This is a genomic window from Kitasatospora sp. GAS1066B (genome assembly GCF_041262605.1).
In the GTDB taxonomy this organism is placed as follows: Bacteria; Actinomycetota; Actinomycetes; order Streptomycetales; family Streptomycetaceae; genus Kitasatospora.
The window spans coordinates 17,793-34,582 of sequence record NZ_JBGCCO010000046.1 but is presented as its reverse complement, the minus strand read 5'-3'; the positions used below and the strand labels follow the sequence as shown (position 1 = coordinate 34,582).

At 72.9% G+C, this 16,790-nt stretch carries 14 protein-coding genes; 8 read left to right on the top strand and 6 right to left on the bottom strand.

The window, feature by feature from the left end; genetic code table 11:
- Positions 1-363: 363 nt before the first annotated feature.
- The 4 genes from ABH937_RS34510 (at position 364) to ABH937_RS34495 (ending at position 5,571) form a co-directional block, all read left to right on the top strand.
- Positions 364-1,176: a 2,3,4,5-tetrahydropyridine-2,6-dicarboxylate N-succinyltransferase gene (locus ABH937_RS34510; RefSeq protein WP_370220527.1), complete on the top strand. Its 813-nt coding sequence runs from the start codon at positions 364-366 to the stop codon at positions 1,174-1,176.
- Between the two features lie 56 nt (positions 1,177-1,232).
- Positions 1,233-2,531, top strand: a complete 1,299-nt coding sequence (locus ABH937_RS34505) for an acyl-CoA dehydrogenase family protein (RefSeq protein ID WP_370220526.1) — start codon at positions 1,233-1,235, stop codon at positions 2,529-2,531.
- 21 nt (positions 2,532-2,552) lie between these two features.
- Positions 2,553-4,154, top strand: coding sequence for an AMP-binding protein (locus ABH937_RS34500; protein WP_370220525.1), 1,602 nt, complete (start codon positions 2,553-2,555; stop codon positions 4,152-4,154).
- Between the two features lie 205 nt (positions 4,155-4,359).
- Positions 4,360-5,571, top strand: coding sequence for a serine hydrolase domain-containing protein (locus tag ABH937_RS34495; RefSeq protein WP_370220524.1), 1,212 nt, complete (start codon positions 4,360-4,362; stop codon positions 5,569-5,571).
- 43 nt (positions 5,572-5,614) lie between these two features.
- Here ABH937_RS34495 and ABH937_RS34490 read toward each other — a convergent pair whose 3' ends face one another.
- From ABH937_RS34490 to ABH937_RS34475, 4 genes are all read right to left on the bottom strand, one after another.
- The gene (locus ABH937_RS34490; RefSeq protein ID WP_370220523.1) at positions 5,615-7,072 is read right to left on the bottom strand and encodes a phytoene desaturase family protein; all 1,458 of its coding nucleotides are present in this window, start codon (positions 7,070-7,072) and stop codon (positions 5,615-5,617) included.
- 55 nt (positions 7,073-7,127) lie between these two features.
- Complete coding sequence (locus ABH937_RS34485) at positions 7,128-9,356, bottom strand: AMP-binding protein (RefSeq protein WP_370220522.1); 2,229 nt, start codon at positions 9,354-9,356, stop codon at positions 7,128-7,130.
- Positions 9,357-9,483: 127 nt separating this feature from the next.
- Entirely contained in the window at positions 9,484-10,227 is a 744-nt protein-coding gene (locus tag ABH937_RS34480; RefSeq protein ID WP_370220521.1) for a 4'-phosphopantetheinyl transferase superfamily protein, read from the bottom strand.
- Between the two features lie 62 nt (positions 10,228-10,289).
- Positions 10,290-10,781: an NUDIX hydrolase gene (locus ABH937_RS34475; protein ID WP_280688722.1), complete on the bottom strand. Its 492-nt coding sequence runs from the start codon at positions 10,779-10,781 to the stop codon at positions 10,290-10,292.
- A gap of 245 nt (positions 10,782-11,026) precedes the next feature.
- On the opposite strand from ABH937_RS34475, the gene ABH937_RS34470 reads away from it, so the two are divergent.
- Together ABH937_RS34470 and ABH937_RS34465 are read left to right on the top strand one after the other, a co-directional pair.
- Positions 11,027-11,860: an enoyl-CoA hydratase/isomerase family protein gene (locus ABH937_RS34470; protein WP_370220520.1), complete on the top strand. Its 834-nt coding sequence runs from the start codon at positions 11,027-11,029 to the stop codon at positions 11,858-11,860.
- Positions 11,861-11,940: 80 nt separating this feature from the next.
- Positions 11,941-12,135: a DUF1918 domain-containing protein gene (locus ABH937_RS34465; protein ID WP_280688720.1), complete on the top strand. Its 195-nt coding sequence runs from the start codon at positions 11,941-11,943 to the stop codon at positions 12,133-12,135.
- A 22-nt stretch (positions 12,136-12,157) separates the two neighbouring features.
- Here ABH937_RS34465 and ABH937_RS34460 read toward each other — a convergent pair whose 3' ends face one another.
- A complete protein-coding gene (locus ABH937_RS34460; protein WP_370220519.1) occupies positions 12,158-13,375 on the bottom strand; it encodes an acyl-CoA dehydrogenase family protein in 1,218 nt (405 codons plus the stop codon).
- A 133-nt stretch (positions 13,376-13,508) separates the two neighbouring features.
- On the opposite strand from ABH937_RS34460, the gene ABH937_RS34455 reads away from it, so the two are divergent.
- On the top strand, positions 13,509-14,174 hold the full coding sequence (locus tag ABH937_RS34455; RefSeq protein ID WP_370220540.1) for a TetR family transcriptional regulator: 666 nt from the start codon (positions 13,509-13,511) through the stop codon (positions 14,172-14,174).
- 78 nt (positions 14,175-14,252) lie between these two features.
- Complete coding sequence (locus tag ABH937_RS34450) at positions 14,253-15,665, top strand: glycoside hydrolase family 5 protein (RefSeq protein WP_370220518.1); 1,413 nt, start codon at positions 14,253-14,255, stop codon at positions 15,663-15,665.
- 7 nt (positions 15,666-15,672) lie between these two features.
- On the opposite strand, the gene ABH937_RS34445 is transcribed toward ABH937_RS34450, so the two are convergent.
- On the bottom strand, positions 15,673-16,638 hold the full coding sequence (locus ABH937_RS34445; protein ID WP_280688717.1) for a LuxR C-terminal-related transcriptional regulator: 966 nt from the start codon (positions 16,636-16,638) through the stop codon (positions 15,673-15,675).
- Between the last annotated feature and the right edge of the window lie 152 nt (positions 16,639-16,790).

Sequence of the window (16,790 nt, the reverse complement as noted above, 5' to 3'; positions counted from 1 at the left end):
CGCGCCGGGCGGGGCCTGACCTTCCCACGGATCGTCCTGCGCCATCGATAAGCGTACTTTTGCAAGGGTCAAAATTTTACTTTTCAACCTTCCTTTTGATGCCAAATCGCCGGTTTGATCTACGAATCACAGGTGTGCGAGGCTGTGTCCTGGCAGGCAGTTACCGCTGAGTAGCTCGCCGTGCCCATCGCGTGCTGACGTCCCGGGGAGAGTGGCGGACGTCGCACATCGCAGCCGGGGTGGCATGGGGCGCAACCCACGTGAGCCGCCCGGTGCGAGGTCCCGGTGGTCACCGGGACGACCTTCCATCCAACCTGGGGAGCGTGTGGACCGATGCTGAACCGCGGTGTCGATACAGCGATATTGCAGAGTGAGATCGAGGAGCTCTGGGAGCTGCGGGACGAGGTCTCGCTCCAGTCGGCCGAGGCCGTGGCCGCTGTCGACGCGGCGATCGAGCTGCTGGACACCGGCCGCGCCCGGGTGGCCGAACTCGTCGCCGGGGAGGTCGTGGTCCACGAGTGGCTGAAGAACGCGATCCTCCTGCTGTACAAGCAGGCCCAGCCGGAGAACTCGCGGTTCGGCCCGTTCGAGTGCGCTGACAAGATTCCGCTGAAGTCCGGGATCAGTGCGTCCGGTGTGCAGGTGTCACCGGGCGCCGTGATCCGCCGGGGCAGCTACCAGGAGCCGGGCGCTGTGGTGATGCCGAGTCACATCGGCATCGGCTCGTACGTCGGCGAGGGCACCCTGGTCGATTCGTGGGTCGGGATCGGGTCGTGCGCCCAGATCGGCCGCAACGTCCACCTTTCCGGCGGGGTCGGCCTGGGCGGCATGATCGAGCCGCCGATGGCCAGGCCGGTGGTGATCGAGGACGATGCCTTCATCGGCGCCCGGGCGATGATCTACAGCGGCGCCCGGGTCGGTGAAGGTGCGCTGCTGGGGGCCGGGGCCCTGCTGACCGACACCATTCCGGTGATCGACGCCGCCACCGGTGAGGAACTGAGCCGGGGCGAGGTCCCGCCGTGGACGGTCGCCGTTCCCGCCAGCCGTCCGCGCGAATTCACCGGCGGCACCTTCGGCCTGCCCTGCCTTCTGGTGATCAAGCACTTGAAGAAGGGCGAGCGTCACGACAAGGCCAGGCTCAACGATGCGGTGCGTACACCGCCCGTCGTCCTCTGACGCCCACCGCCTTCGGTCACTCCGCCTCCAGTCGACAAGTCGAGGAATCTGCCCCCATGTCTGCCACCGGAATCACCCCGGTTCTGAACCGCAACCCCGAGCTCAGGGATCTCCAGTCCCGGCTCCTGGCCTTCCTGGACGCCCACCTGCCCGTACCGGTCTGCGAGGACGACAGCCGGCCCGACTGGCTCGAGCTGCGTGAAGCGGCCGCGGCCGCAGGGCTCACCGGCATCGACGTCGCTCCGCCGGACGGGACAGACGGGCCGAACGCGGCAGACGGGCCGGACAGGCGGGACGAGCCGAACGGGTCTCGGCTGGTCGCCCAGGGCCTTGCCATGTTCCTTGCGGGGCAGCGGGATTGCGACGCGCGCGAGGTCTTCAGTACCGGGCACGGCGCGATGCCGCTGCGCTACGGGTCACCGGCCGTCGCCCGGCGGATACGTGAACAGGTCGTCTCGGGCGGGAAGTTGGCAGGGGTCGCGTCCAGCGAGCCGCACTCGGGATCGGACCTTCGGGGCTTTCGCACCGTCCTGGTCGACCACGGTGACCACTTCCTGCTGTCGGGCTCGAAGGGGCTGATCAGCAGGGTCGAGGAGGCCTGCGGCTTCGTCGTGTTCTGCAAGCTCATCGACCGGCGGGACGTCGGCGTGGTCGACCTGCGCAGCGTGCCGCTGTCCGCGGTGTGGGTACCGATGGACGCCACGGGCGTGCTGACCGAGACCACCGACCCGCTGGGGATGCGGGGGTGGAGCTTCGGGCACCTGCACTTCGTCAACACCCGGCTGGACAAGGACCTCCTGCTCGGCGAACCCGGCGACGGCCGCCGGATCTTCGACACGCACTTCTCCGCCTGGCGGTTGATGATGTCGCTGCTCTGCCTCGGTGCCGCTGCCGCCGCGATCCAGGAGTCCGTGGCCCGCACCCGGCGCCGCCGCGTGGGCCGGGTGCCGCTGTCCGCAATCCCCTCCGTCGCCGCCCGCCTGGGCACCTGCGCGGCCGAGGTCGAAGCCGCCACCGCCTGGTGCTTCTCGCTCCTGGAGCGCATCGACCAGGGCACTGTCGACGTCGCCGCCTGCTCGGCCGCCAAGGCCCTGGCCACCGACACCGCCTACCGGGCCGTGGACCTCGCCCTCCAACTGCACGGCAGTGAGGGATACACCCGGCACACCCCGATGGAGAAGCGACTGCGCGACATCCGCGGGCTGCGCATCGCCGACGGTCCCAACGACACGCTCTACAGCGTGCTGGCCCACTCCATGCTGACGGAGGACCAGTTGACGGAGACTCACTCGACGGAGGAACAGCGGGCCGCAGCTCAGCAGGCCGAAGCCGCCCGTCTCCTCGCCCACCACTGACACCGACGCAACGAGCCGCAGATGCCGATCACCACGAGCACACAGCACTTCCGGACCGAGACAGCGGAAATCCTCGACACGTTGGAGGCCCACCCCGAGCGCACGGCCCTGGTCCACCAAGGACGTCGCATCACCTCCGGTGAACTGCGCGACCTCACCCACCGCCTGGCCCGGGCCATGCGGGCGCAGGGCATCGACCGCGGGCAGACCGTGACCCTGCTGAGCGGCAACCTGCCGCAGGCCGTCGCCGCGCGCTACGCCGCCAACCTGATCGGCTGCCGCGTCAACCAGCTCTACAACAAGCTGCCGGTCGACACCCAGGCCACCATGGTCCGGGACGTCGAGACCCGCGCGCTGATCGTCGATCCCCGCCACGCGGACCGGGCCGCCGGGATCACCGGCCGCACCCCGGTCGCGACCGTCCTGGTCCTCGGTCCCGCCGAGGTGGGCACGGATCTGGTGGGCACGGATCTGCTGGGCACGGATCCGGTGGGCACGGATCTGCTGGCGCTGGCCGCCGACCAGTCGGCCGACCCGTTCCCCTGCCAGGCCCGGCCGCAGGACGTGCGCACCATCCGGCACTCCGGCGGTACCACCGGCCACTCCAAGGGGATCTGCGTCGGCTACGGGCAGGTCCGCCGTTTCGGCCCCGACCTGCCCGACGACCCGACAGAGCCGCTGCGGCTGCTGGTGTGCACCACCATCGCCCATGCCGCCGGTCAGATGACGGACAAGGTGCTGCGGGCCGGCGGCAGCGCGCTGCTGCTGGACGACTTCGACCCGGCCACCGTGCTCAGCACGATCGAGCAGGAACGCATCACCGACGTGTTCCTGATGCCACCGCTGCTGTACCAGCTGATGGACCACCCGCAGGCGGACCGCGCCGACACCACCAGCCTGCGCCGCCTCACCTACGGCGGCTGCCAGGCCTCACCGGCGCGGCTCGCCGACGCGATCCGACGCTTCGGTCCGGTGCTGGTCCAGCTCTACGGGCAGCACGAGGCCGGCATCGTCAGCGTCCTCGACGCCGCGGACCACGATCCGCGCCGCCCGGAGCGGCTGCGGTCCGTGGGCCGGATCGCGCCCGGGTACCAGGTGGCGATCCGCGACGAGGCGGGCCGCGAGCTGGCCACCGGTGAGCGCGGCGAAGTCTGCGTGCGTTCGGACAGCCTCATGCAGGGCTACTGGAAGCAGCCGGAGCTGACCGCCGAGGTCCTCAAGGACGGCTGGCTGCACACCGGGGACATCGGGTACCTGGACGCCGACGGCTATCTGACCATCGTCGACCGGCTGAAGGACCTGATCAACACCGGCGGCGGCCACGTGTACACCTCCGAACTGGAGGACCTGCTCAACTCCCATCCCCAGGTGCGGCAGAGCGCGGTCTTCGGCGTCCCGGACGCCGACCGGGTGGAGCGCGTGCACGCCGTGGTCGTACCGGTGCCGGGCAGCCGGGTCGACGCCGGCGAACTGTGCGCCATGGTGCGCGAGGGGCGCGGCACGATGTACGAGCCGTACCGTGTCACGTTCCGCGACGCGTTGCCGCTGACCGACGCCGGCAAGCCAGACAAGAAGGTGCTGCGGTGGCAGGCTGAGGGACTCCGGGAATCCACCGGGTCGTAGGCCGCGCGGACACAGGGACACAGGGACACGCGGACACGCGGACGCACGGGCGTGCGGGCGTGCCGGCGTGCGGACGTGCCGGCGGCGCCAGGCCCGTACGGGTGGACTCGCCGAGCGGCGTCCGGGAGTGCGGGGTCCGGCGCCGCAGCGGGTGGTGACGTTGCCTGGCAAGGTCCCCTCACCCCACCGGAAGAGACGCCCCGTCATGCGCCGTGCCCCCGCCCGCCGACTCGCCACCGCCCTGCTCGCCCTCTCCACGCTGGCCCCGCTCGCGCTGGCCGCGCCCCAGGCCCAGGCCGCCCCGCCGACGGCCGTCGTCTCCGCCACCGACCCGTCCGCGGACGACTGCCCGCCCCACGGCCTGGATCCCGCGATCGTGGCCCGCCTCGACCAGGCGATCGAGCAGACCCGCCAGGAGGCCGGCGTCCCCGGCGTGACCGTCGGACTCTGGTTCCCCGGCCAGGGCAGCTACATCCGGTCGACCGGCACGGCCGACACCGCGACCGGTGCGCCGATGAAGCCGTACCTCAACATGCGGCTCGGCAGCGTGACCAAGACCTTCACCGCCACCGCCGTCCTGGAACTGGTCGACGACGGGCTGGTCGGCCTGGACGACCCGATCTCCGCCTACCTGGACGGCGTCCCCGACGGCGAGCACATCACCATCCGGCAGCTGGCCGAGATGCGCAGCGGCCTGTTCACCTACAGCGCCGACCCGGACTTCCAGCACGCGCTGTTCAGCGACCCGACCCGCCCGTTCACCCCGCAGGAGCTGCTGGCGTACGCCTTCCGCCACGACAACGTCTTCCCCCCGGGTACGCAGTTCCAGTACTCCAACACCAACTACATCCTGCTCGGTCTGCTGGTGGAGAAGCTCGCCAAGATGCCGCTCGCCGACTTCATCCACCAGCGTGTCCTCGAGCCCTCCCGCCTGCACCACACGCTCTTCCCGCAGGGCGCCGAGTTCCCGAAGCCGCACGCGCACGGCTACACCAACCAGACGCTGACCGGCGCGATCGCCGACACCACCCACTGGAACCCGAGCTGGGGCTGGGCGGCCGGCGCGATGATCTCCGACCTGCACGACATGCACCACTGGGCCAAGGACCTCGCCACCGGCACCCTGCTCTCCCCGGCCACCCAGGCACAGCGGGAGAAGTTCATCCCGGTCCCCGGATTCGACGGCGCGGGTTACGGGCTGGGCCTCTTCAACACCCACGGCTGGATCGGGCATAACGGGTCGCTGCCCGGCTACGAGAGCGTGGTGATGTACCTGCCGGAGCAGGACGCCACGATGGTGATCTTGCTCAACACCGACATCCTGCACAACGGTTTCGAACCGAGCACCCTCATCGCCAAGGCGATCACCTCGATCGTCACCCCGGACCACGTCTACGAGCTCCCGGCCGAGGGCTGACCACGGCGGACGCCCCGCCCGGGGTGCACCACCAACCGCCCCGTCACTCGGCCGGCCCGAGTGGCGGGGCGGACCGGATGCCGAACTCCCGCCGCAGTGCGGAACGCGCAGCCAGGTACCCGGACATGCCATGCACCCCCGGCCCCGGCGCGGCGGCCGCGGAGCACAGGTACACCCCGCGCATCGGCGTGCGGTAGGGGTCCCAGCGCGGCCCGGGGCGCAACAGCGACTGCTTGACGGTCACCGCACCCGAGGCGATGTCACCGCCGACGTAGTTCGGGTTGTAACTCTCCAGCGCTGCGGCACTCACCCCACGGCGGGCCACCACGGTGTCCCGGAAGCCCGGTGCGTAGTGCTCGATCCGCGCGGTCACCAGCTCGACGGGGTCCGTGGGGTCCCCGTTGGGCACGTGCGCGTAGGCCCAGACCGGTCGTTGCCCGTCCGGCGCCGCCCGGCCGGGGTCGACCGCGCAGGGATCGACCACCAGGACGAACGGTGTGTCACCGTGCCGTCCCCGGGCCACTGCCGTCTCCTGACGGAAGACCTCCCGCTGGATGCCGCCGAGATGAACGGTTCCGGCCCGGCCGACCAGCGGTTCGGCCCACGGGATCGGTCCGCTGACCAGATAGTCGACCTTGGCCGCACCCGGACCGTTGCGCAGCGCGCGCAGCATCCTCCGATAGCCGGCCGGCACCAGTTCCTGACCGATCGTCAGGAACTCTCTGGCCCCTACGTCGAGCAGCACCGCCCGGACACCGGCGAACCGCCGCAGGTCCGTGACGCGCTGTCCCGGGTGGATCCGGCCGCCGTGCGCCGCCAGGTCGGCGGCCAGCACCTCGGCGATCCGCCCGCTGCCGCCCCGGGGCAACGGCCAGCCGCTGCCGTGGGCGAGATGCCCCAGCAGCAGCGCGACGGCCGCCGAGGCCGGGGTCGGCATCGCCCCCACCACATGCGCCGCCACCCCCGACAGCAAGGCCGCCGCCTCCTCACCGGCGAACTGCCGGGTGGCCAGCGGGCTGCCATGGCGCAGGATCCGGCCGGCCAACAGGAGGGCGACGAGCGGATCGGCCGCCGGGTTCGGCCGGCCGGACAGCATCAGGTCCACCACACCACGGCTGCGGTCGAGCAGCGGACGCATCAGGGCCTCCCAGCGGCGCCCGTCCGGGCCGAGCCGTTCACAGGTCCTCGCCAGGCTGTGGAAGGCGAGCGCGGCCCGGCCGCCCTCCAGCGGATGGGCGTAGCTGATCTCCGGCCGCAGGAGTTCGACCCCGCGCGCGACGAGGTCGAACTCCCGGAAGAAAGGGGAGGCGGCGGCCATCGGGTGCACGGCCGAACAGACGTCGTGGACCACGTCCGCCCGGAACAGCGCCTTCGAGCGCAAGCCGCCGCCGATCTCCTCCGCCGCCTCGAACACCTCGACGGCGAGTCCGGCCCTGGCCATGGTCACCGCAGCGGCCAGACCGTTCGGCCCGCTGCCCACCACGACGACATCCGCGGTCATCGGGCGATCGGCCCCAGCGGACCGCGCGGACCGGGGCGACGCCCGGCGGGCGCCCTCACCGCGTGCTCCACTGCTTGAGCGCCGCACGCAGCACCGGCCCGAGCTGCGCCACCGCCGCCGCGTCGAGCATCCGCAGCTGCGGCTGGTCGACCTGATGCGCCCACACGGTGCCCTCCACGTGCGGGGACCAGCTGCCCACGGGGTCGGCGAGGGCACGCCCGCCGGGGGTCGGGACGGCGGCGGCGGCGAAGAGCAGCAGGTCGCCACGGAAGACGCCGGGACGCAGCAGCGGGATGAGCCGGAGGTGGTTGGCGCAGACCGCCAGCACGGCGTCGATGGTGGCCTCGTCGAAGGCCGTCGGCGCGCTGGTCAGCTTCTCCAACTCGTGCAACAGGGCGCGTCGGTCGAACTCGGCCGTGCTCGCGGGGGTGGCAGGTCGCGGGTAGCCGTCCAGGCTGGCCAGCAGGCCGACCTCGCAGCCGGACTGCTGGAGCCGGGTGGCGGTCAGGTGGGCCAGGGTGCCGCCGAAGGAGGTGCCGAGCAGGTGGTAGGGCCCGGCCGGCTGGGCGGCGCGGATCTGGGTGACCAAGTCGGTGATCAGCTCGTCGGGGTCGGTCAGCGGGTGCCGGCCGGGGATCAGGCCGCGCGCCTGGAGGCCGATCAGCGGTTGCCCGGGCTCCAGTTGGGCGGCCAGCGCGCGGTACGGCCAGGCGATGCCGCTCAGTGGTGGCAGGCAGAAGAGCGCGGGGCGCCCGGGCTCCCCGGCACGCAGCAGCACCGGGGTGTCCAGCGGATGGGTGGCCGGCGCCTGGTCGACGTCGGTCTTCGGCTGCTGAGTCTGCTGGGCCTGTTGGGCCTGTTGGGCCTGTTGGGGCTGCCAGGTCTGCTGGGCCTGCTGGGCCTGCTGAGTCCGGCCAGGTCGCTGAAGCCGCTGATCGGCGGGGCCGACGAAGTCCAGCCGCCCGTCCGGCAGTCGGCGGGCCAGGTCGCCGGTGCGGTACATCCGGCTGCCGGGCGGCCCGTACGGGTCGGCGACGAACCGGGCGGCCGTCAGGGCCGGTTGCCCGTGGTACCCCTCGGCCACCCCCAGCCCCGCGACGTACAGCTCGCCGACGGCCGGCGCCGCGACCGGGCGCAGCCCGGGATCCAGCAGGTGCACCCGGGTCCCCGGCAACGGCCGCCCGATACCGGGGAGTTCACCCGGCACCAGCACCTCGCTCAGGGTGGCCGCGACCGTGGTCTCGGCCGAGCCGTAGCCGGTGAAGAGCGTGTACCGCCCCGCGTACCGCTCGACCAGCTCGGCGGGGCAGGCCTCGCCGACCGTGACCACCACCGTGCCGGGCGCCAGCGCGCCCTCGGGCAGTGCGGCCAGCGTGGCGACCGGCATGATCACGTGGGTGGGGGTGTGCGCGACAGCGGTGCCGGGGATCGGCTCCCGGCGCGTGGTGGGGCCGTCGGGGGTGAGCACCAGCGCACCGCCGCTGAGCAGCGTCATGCTGAACTCGCGGACGGCCGCGTCGAAACTGGTGGAGGCGTGCTGCAGCACCCGGCTGCGCTCGCTCAGACCCAGCCGCTCGATGTGGGCGGCGGCCAGCGCGAGCAGGCCCCGGTGCGGGACGGCGACGGCCTCGGGGGCGCCGACCCCGTGGGCGCCGGCGGGCTGGATCAGGTAGGCGATGTCCTGCGCGGTCAGCGGACGGGTCCGTTCGGCGTCGGTCACCGGGTCGGCGTTGAGACCGAACAACTCGGCCACGGTCAGCGGGTCGTCCAGCTCCACGGCGCTCGGCGTGCCCGGCAGCCGGGGCACCGTGCTGCGGGTCACCAGCAGCACCGGCCTTGCGACGGCCAGCAGTCGGCCGGTCCACTGGCCTTGCGCGACCGGGTCCAGCGGGACGTAGCCGGCGCCGGACTTGAGCACCGCCAGGATGGCGATCAGCTGGTCGGCCGAGCGCGGCAGCGCGAGTGCGACCAGCTCACCGGGGCCCGCGCCGCGCGAGATCAGCAGCCGGGCCAGCCGGTTGGAATAGTCCTCGAGGTCGGCATAGCTGACGGTCCGTGAGCCGTGCACCAGCGCGACGTGGTCCGGGGTCGTGGCCGCCTGGGCGCTGAACGCGTCCGGGAAGAGCCCGCCCACCGACGGCTCCGCGACCAGCGTCTCCTCGACCAGCCCCTGCTCGATCAGCGACTGCTCGCCCGGCGGCAGGTCGCACGCCGAGGCCCGGCTCACCGGTACGCCGCGGCGGGCCGGACCCGCCAGGAACTCCTTGCCGCTGCGCCCTGCCATCGTGCTTCCCGTCGTCGTCGCGTCATCAGCTCCGAGGGGAGGAACGAGGGCATCGACGAGCCGTTTCGCCCGTTTGCCGCCGACCACCCGGACGAGCGACGCGACGACGGATGACGCTACCGCCTCATCACTGCGCGAGCCGCAGCTCCGCCGACCGGACCAGGACCGCCTCCCCCGCCAGCCCGCGCGGCAGCCGCAGCGCGATCGCCGCGTCGTACCCGGACGGCACGTCGACCGCCCGCAGCTCCCAGCCCGCGGGCGGCCGCGCGCCACCGGCCGCCGGCACCTCGAACCCCGGGCCCAGACCCACGTAGTCCTTGTCCGCGCCCTGGCCGAGCCCCATCCCCGTCCCCTTGAGGTAGGCCTCCTTGCGCACCCAGCAGCGCAGCGCGCCGGCCGCCCAGCGTTCCGGCCGCAGCTCGGCCAGCGCGGCGAGTTCCGCCTGCTCGGCCGGGTGCAGTTGGGTCACCACCTCCGCGCCGGCCCCGGGCTCGAAGGCGCCGCCCAACTCGACGTCCGCGCCGACCGGATCGGCGGCCAGCGCGATCAGCGCCAGTCCGGCGGCGTGCGAGAGCGAGAACTCCAGGCCGGGGTCGTGCGCCTGCTCCGGCCGGCCGTGCGGTTCGCCGCAGCCCGGACAGGAGGCCCGACGGAACGTCACCTCCTCGGGCCGGCGGCCCAACCGCTCGGCCAGCAGCCTGCGCAGCGCGACGTGGGCGACCTGGTAGAGCGCCCGGTCCTCGGCACGCCGGAACGCGGTGGACCGCCGCCGCTCCTGCTCGTCCAGCACCCCACCGGCGGCGGCCTCGGCCACGGCCGCACTGGCCGGGGTCACCGCGACCCAGCGGACCTCGACCTGCCCCGGCTCCATCCTGCCCGCCCCACCCACTCCAGCCACTCCCTCTCGCTCACCGAGCCACTCGCCCGGCCGACTCAGATCCCCGAGACCGTCCCCGACGCGATCCGCACCACCCCGTCGGCCCGCGCCGCCAGCGCCAACCGCAGCCGGGGCCCGCGCGCCTCGCCGAGCAGCGGGTAGGCCTGCTCGGGCTCGACCCAGCGGTACTCCTCCAACTCGCTCTCCTGCAAAGTGATCACGGTGTCCACCGGCACCGTGCCCGCGTCGAACATGAAGTGCACGGCCGGGTGGTCCAGCTGCCCGGAAGGGTGGGTCCAACCGACCACCAGCAGCGAGCCGACCTCCCGGTCCAGCCCGGTCTCCTCCAGCAGTTCACGCTTCGCGCACTGCAGCGCGTCCTCGCCCAGGTCGATGGTGCCGCCGGCGAACTGCCAGCCGGGCCGGTAGTTGGGCTTGAGCACCAGCACCCGGCCCGCCTCATCGGTGAGCAGGCAGCCGGCGGCGGTGTAGGAGCGCGGAAGCGAGGCGAGCCAGGCGTCCCGGGGTAGCAACTGCTCCTGGTCCACTTGTCGACTCCTCTGCGCGGTGCGGTGGTCTCGTCGTGCGCATTCAACCACGACCCCTTCCCCGAACGGCGCTCCCGCCCGGGAACGGGGCGCCCCGGCTCGGTCCCCGAACTCCGGGGCTCTGCTGGCGATCAGCCGGTGATCGAGGCGGTGGCTCCGGTGGCCTCGGCGCTCCCGACGGCCACCGACCCCGTCACCCCCGCCCCCGGCGGGTGCCACCCACCCCGCCTGCAAGAGTGGGGCCCATGACCGACCAGACGCCCCTCACCGCCGACCGCGCCGAACTCCCCTCCCCCGTGCCCGGTCTGCGCGCCTTCCACAACGGCACCGACGGCGTGGCCGTGCTCCTGCTGGACCGCCCCGAGCGGCGCAACGCCGTGACGCTCGCGATGTGGCAGGCGCTGCCCGGGCTGCTGGCCGCGTTGGCGGCCCGGCCCGGGGTGCGGGCGCTGCTGGTGACCGGGGCCGAGCGCACCTTCAGCGCGGGGGCGGACATCGGCGAACTCGCCCAGGTGTACGGCGAGCCGGCGAGCGCGGACGCCTATCATGCGCGCAATGTCGAGGCGGAGCAGGCGCTGGCCGCCTTCCCGCACCCGACGCTGGCCGTGGTGCACGGCTCCTGCGTGGGTGGCGGCTGCCAGCTCGCGCTCGCCTGCGACCTGCGGTTCGGCGCGGCGGACGCGCGGCTGGGGATCACGCCGGCCAAGCTCGGCGTGGTGTACCCGGCGGTCCCCACCGCGCGGTTGGCCGCACTGGTCGGGCCGGCCAGGGCCAAGTACCTGCTCTTCTCCGGCGAGTTGGTGGACGCCGAGCGGGCCGAGCGGTTCGGGCTGCTGGACGAGGTGCACCCGGCGGAGCGGTTGGACGGGCGGGCGCTGGAGTTCGCCCGGTTGCTGGCCCGACGCTCGCCGCAGACGATCGGCGCGGCCAAGGCGGCGCTGGCGGCGAGCGACCCGGCCGCCGCGCTCGCCCCGTGGGAGCAGCGCTCCCGCGAGGCGCCCGACGTGCGCGAGGGGCTCGCGGCGTTCCTGGAGCGGCGCGAGCCCTCGTTCCCGGACCGACTGGGCCCGACGGAGTAACGTGAGACGTGAGTCCAGTCACTCTCTGGTGAGATGCCCTCAGGAGCAGTCCCACCCCCCGAGGCAAGGAGTTTCCGGACATGCGTGCAGACGTAGGCGACCGCATCCACATCCACAGCCGATCGATCGGCCTCGAAGAGCGCCAGGGCGAGATCACCGAGGTGCGCGGCCAGGACGGCGAACCTCCGTACATGGTGAGGTTCGCCGACGGGCACGAGGGTCTGATCTACCCCGGCCCGGACTGCACCATCGAGAACCGATCGGCCGAGCGGTAGCCGCACACTCGCTCGGCACAGCTCAGCGGATCGGCAGCCCCGAGATGGCCCGCGCGATGACCAGCCGCTGGATCTCGCTGGTTCCCTCGAAGATGGTGTAGATGGCGCTGTCCCGGTGCATCCGCTCCACCGGGTACTCCCGGGTGAAGCCGTTGCCGCCGAGGATCTGCATCGCCTGCGCGGTGACCCACTTGGCGGTCTCACCCGCGTAGAGCTTGGACATCGAGCCCTCGGCCGCGGTGAACGGCTGCTGGTTGGCGGCCATCCAGGAGGCCCGCCAGACCAGCAGCCGGGCCGCGTCGATCCGGGTCCGCATGTCGGCCAGGGTGAAGGCCACGCCCTGGTTGTCGATGATCGGACGGCCGAACTGCACCCGGGTCTTTGCGTAGTCCAGCGCCACCTCGTAGGCGGCCCTGGCGATGCCGATCGCCTGCGCGCCGACCGCCGGGCGGGAGGCCTCGAAGGTGGCCATCGCCGCGTTGCGGCCCGACTTGCGCACTCCCTCACGGGCTCGGGCCAGCCGCTCGTCCAGCTTCTCCTTGCCGCCCAGCAGGCAGCTCCCGGGCACCCGGACCGCGTCCAGCACCACCTCGGCGGTGTGCGAGGCGCGGATGCCGTGCTTCTTGAACTTCTGTCCCTGCGACAGGCCCGGGGTGCCCGGCGGCACCACGAACGACGCCTGCCCGCGCGCGCCGAGCTCGGGGTCCACGGTCGCGACGATCACGTGCACGGCCGCGATGCCGCCGTTGGTGGCCCAGGTCTTGGTGCCGTTCAGCACCCACTCGTCCTTGGCCTGGTCGTAGACGGCCTTGGTGCGCAGCGCGGAGACGTCGGAACCGGCGTCCGGCTCGGAGGAGCAGAAGGCGGCCACCTTGACGTCCTCGGGGGTGCCGAACATCTGCGGGGCCCAGGTGCCGATCTGCTCGTCGGTGCCGTTGGCCAGCAGGGCCACCGCGGCCAGCGTGGTGCCGACGATGGACAGGCCGATGCCGGCGTCGCCCCAGAACAGCTCCTCCATGGCGACCGGTATGCCCACGCCCGAGGGGTCGAAGAACTGCTGGGCGTAGAAGTCCATCGAGTAGATCCCGATCTTGGCGGCCTCCTGGATGATCGGCCAGGGGGTCTCCTCGCGCTCGTCCCACTCGGCGGCGGCCGGGCGCATCACGTCGGCGGCGAAGCCGTGCAGCCAGTCGCGGACGGCGAGCTGGTCCTCGCCGAGTGCCAGTGAGAAGGGGTTCATTCGGTCCTCCAGGATCAAGATCGCGCCGCCCGGGGTGCGTCCCGGGGGGTTACCCCCGGTAACACCGACGGAGTCTGCTACTGATAGGTAACGGCTGTCAATGCGCAGCACGACGGCACCGCACCACGCCGCGATGAGGGGAACGGAGGGCCAGGTGACCGCGCTGGAGGAACCGCGCAGGGAGCAGCTGCTCAACGCCGCCGACCGGGTGGTCAGCCGGGAGGGGCCGGGCGCCAGCATGAACGCCATCGCCGCCGAGGCCGGCATCACCAAGCCGATCCTCTACCGGCACTTCGGCGACCGCAGCGGCCTCTTCCAGGCCCTGACCGAGCGTCACACCTCCGGCCTGCTGGCCGCGGTGCGCAGCGCGCTGGCCGAACCGCTGGAGCGCCGCGAGCGGGTCGAGCTCGTGCTGGACACCTACCTGGCCGGGATCGAGGCCCGCCCGCAGGTCTACCGGCTGCTCACCCATCCGGAGACGGGCGACCCCGACGGGGTGGGCAACGCGCTGGCCCCCGCGCTGCGCCAGATCGCCGACGAGATCACCCGGGCCGTCACCGCGCAGGTCGACCTCGGCCCGGACGCCCCGTTGCTCTCCGAGGCCTGGGGGCGGGCGATCACCGGCATGGTGCTGGCCGCCGGGGACTGGTGGCTGGAGGCCAAGCCCTGCCCGCGGGCCCGGATGGTGCAGGCGCTGGCCGACCTGCTCTGGGGACGGCTGGCCGCGGCCGCGCCGCTGCCCACGCCGCTGCCGAACGGCGGAGCCGGGTCCGAAACGGCCGTCCCCACCGCGGAGTAGCGCCGCACCTCTTGCGCACGGCGGCGGCATGGGCCACGATCGGCGCTCTCCCCGACCGCCGCCCCGTGCGAGGTGTCCGTGCGCGCCTTCCGTACCGCCGCCGCCCTGTTGCTGAGCGCCGCCGCGCTGCTCACCGCCGCGCCCACGGCGCAGGCCCGACCCGCCTGCCCGGCCGCCGACTTCCCCACCGGCAGCGCCCAAGTTCCGGACGGGCGCACGCTCTTCACCGACCCGGCAGGCCGGGTGGTGGAACCGCGCGGCTTCAACGTCGACAAGTACGACGAGACCACCGAGGCCGACCTGCGCTCGATCGCCGCCCACGGCTTCACGCTGATCCGGGTGGCGATCTCCTGGAACCGGCTGGAGCCCGCCCGCGGCCACTACGACGGCGTCGAACTCGCCAAGCTGCAGCGCCTGTTGAGCTGGGCCGACCGGGACGGGCTGCTCGCCGTGATCGACTTCCACCAGGACGTCTACGGGCCGGCCTTCGGCGGTGGCGACCGGGGCATCCCGCTCTGGGCGACCCGGGACGACGGGCTGCCCTTCGTCCCGGACCCGAACGACTGGTTCGCCGGTTACTTCCAGCCCGCCGTGCAGGCCGCCTTCCGCCACCTCTACGACGACGCCGACCTGCGCCGCTGGCAGGCCGATTTCTACACCCACCTGGCCACCGAACTGCGCGGCCACCGCTCGCTGTTGGGCTACGACCTGTTCAACGAACCGTTCGGCCCGGTGAACGGCGACCCGAGCGACCCGGCGGTGCTGGCGGCCGCCTCGGCGGCCCTGGAGCAGGGGCGGCTGGCGGCCATGTACCAGCGGCTGATCGCCGCGATCCGCTCGGTGGACCAACGCTCCTGGCTCTTCGTCGAGCCCACCGTGCTGGTCGGCGAGGGCGTGCCGACCCAGCTGCCCGGCTTCACCGACCCGCGCCGGGGAGCGGCCAGGCTCGGCTACGCGCCGCACTTCTACGACACCGCGGTGGAGAACGGCGCCGACTGGAACCCGGCCGACGGCTTCATCGAGAACTACACCGCGGCGATCACCGCCTATCCGCACGCCAACCGGATGCCGGTGCTGGTCGGCGAGTGGGGTCCGCCGAACTCCCGCACCCCGGGCAACACCGAGCTGGTGCGCCGACAGATCGCCGCGATGGCGGGCTTCGCGAGCGCCTGGACCATGTGGTACTGGTGCCAGGGCCAGGGCGGCTACTGCGCGTTGGGGACCGACGGGCAGGCCGCGCCCGGGGACGGGCCGGCCTTCGGCCCGTACGTCCTCGCGCTCGCCGGGCGGCCGAGCGCGGAGTCCTGGGCGGCCGGCGCCGCCTCGGTGACCTTCCGGGCGAGCGGCGGCTGGACCGAACTGGCCGCCCCCACCGACGCCCGGATCGCCGTCACCGGAAGCAGCCGGGTGACCATCGACCGCAGCCGCCCCGGGCATCCGCGCGTCCAGGTCCCCCGGGGCGCCGCGGTCACCCTGACGGTGACCGCGTGAAAGACGGCTAGAGCAGGTCGGCGCGCGCCGCCTGGATCCCGGCCTGGAACCGGGTGCGCGCGCCGAACCGGTCCATCAGCTCGCGCACCCAGCGCTGCACGGTCCGGGTCGAGACGCCCATCTGCCGGGCGATGCTCTCGTCGGTCAGCCCGGCCGCCAGCAGGGTGAGCAGCTGGTGGTGCCGGTCGCGCGGCGGCTCGGTGGAGTCGGGCGGCGGCATCCGCATCGCCCGCGACCAGTACAGCTCGAAGAGGCCGGCCAGCGCGTCCAGCAGCGAGGACGGGCGGACCAGCAGCACGCTCTGCTCCGCGGTGCCCGAGCTGACCGGCAGCAGCGCCCAGCGGTCGTCCACCAGCGCCAGTTTGAGCGGGAGTTCGGGCAGCACCCGGGCCTGCTCGCCGGCCTCGGTGAACTGGTGGATCTCGGCCAGCCGGACCTGGTCGCGCAGCACCTGGCTCTCGTAGACCACCCGCATCCGCACCCCCCGGGCCAGCGAGGCCAGTTCGAGCTCGGGATCGGAGCGGCGGATGTAGGGCGGCTTGTCGAGCACCCGCAACTCGCCGCGCGCGCCCAGCTGGAGGCTGCGCCACAGGTCGGCGATCGCCTCCCGCCCGGTGATCACCTCGACCAGATCGCCGTCGGCGCCGGTGCTGGTGTGCCGGTAGGTCCGCAGCAGCTCGGTGATCCGGCCCCGGGTCCGGCGCAGCTCCAACTCGCGGCGCAGCAACAGCTCTTCCAGCGCCACATCGGGCGCCGTCGGGTGCCACACGGTGCCGTCCGCCGGCGGGCGTTCGACCAGGCCCAGGTCGGCGAGCGCGCCGAGCGCGGCCACGGCCCGCTCGGTACCGATCCCGACGGCGGCCGCCAGCCCGGGCGCGGTCAGTCCGGGGCTGCTCAACAGGTGCAGGTAGAGCAACTCCTGGTCGGCGGCCAGCCCGAGGCCACCGAACCGCCCCGCCCACTGCTCCGCCACCTGGCCCGCCCCTGGATCACGTACCGTCGCCGCGACCGGTCCCACCTGGGGATCCGGTCCTGTCGTGGACCCGACTGTGGTCCACACCTGACCGGAAATCAAGACTTCTGACACCTGACATGTTTCCGCCATGTCGCATTCCGGCACCAGCC

What these genes read in the sequence shown, in the direction of transcription:
- ABH937_RS34500 (WP_370220525.1), top strand. Translation starts at nt 2,553, where the DNA reads ATGCCGATCACCACGAGCACACAGCACTTCCGGACCGAGACAGCGGAA.
- ABH937_RS34485 (WP_370220522.1), bottom strand. Translation starts at nt 9,356, where the DNA reads ATGGCAGGGCGCAGCGGCAAGGAGTTCCTGGCGGGTCCGGCCCGCCGC.
- ABH937_RS34465 (WP_280688720.1), top strand. Translation starts at nt 11,941, where the DNA reads ATGCGTGCAGACGTAGGCGACCGCATCCACATCCACAGCCGATCGATC.
- ABH937_RS34505 (WP_370220526.1), top strand. Translation starts at nt 1,233, where the DNA reads ATGTCTGCCACCGGAATCACCCCGGTTCTGAACCGCAACCCCGAGCTC.
- ABH937_RS34480 (WP_370220521.1), bottom strand. Translation starts at nt 10,227, where the DNA reads ATGGAGCCGGGGCAGGTCGAGGTCCGCTGGGTCGCGGTGACCCCGGCC.
- ABH937_RS34470 (WP_370220520.1), top strand. Translation starts at nt 11,027, where the DNA reads ATGACCGACCAGACGCCCCTCACCGCCGACCGCGCCGAACTCCCCTCC.
- ABH937_RS34460 (WP_370220519.1), bottom strand. Translation starts at nt 13,375, where the DNA reads ATGAACCCCTTCTCACTGGCACTCGGCGAGGACCAGCTCGCCGTCCGC.
- ABH937_RS34455 (WP_370220540.1), top strand. Translation starts at nt 13,509, where the DNA reads ATGAGGGGAACGGAGGGCCAGGTGACCGCGCTGGAGGAACCGCGCAGG.
- ABH937_RS34490 (WP_370220523.1), bottom strand. Translation starts at nt 7,072, where the DNA reads ATGACCGCGGATGTCGTCGTGGTGGGCAGCGGGCCGAACGGTCTGGCC.
- ABH937_RS34495 (WP_370220524.1), top strand. Translation starts at nt 4,360, where the DNA reads ATGCGCCGTGCCCCCGCCCGCCGACTCGCCACCGCCCTGCTCGCCCTC.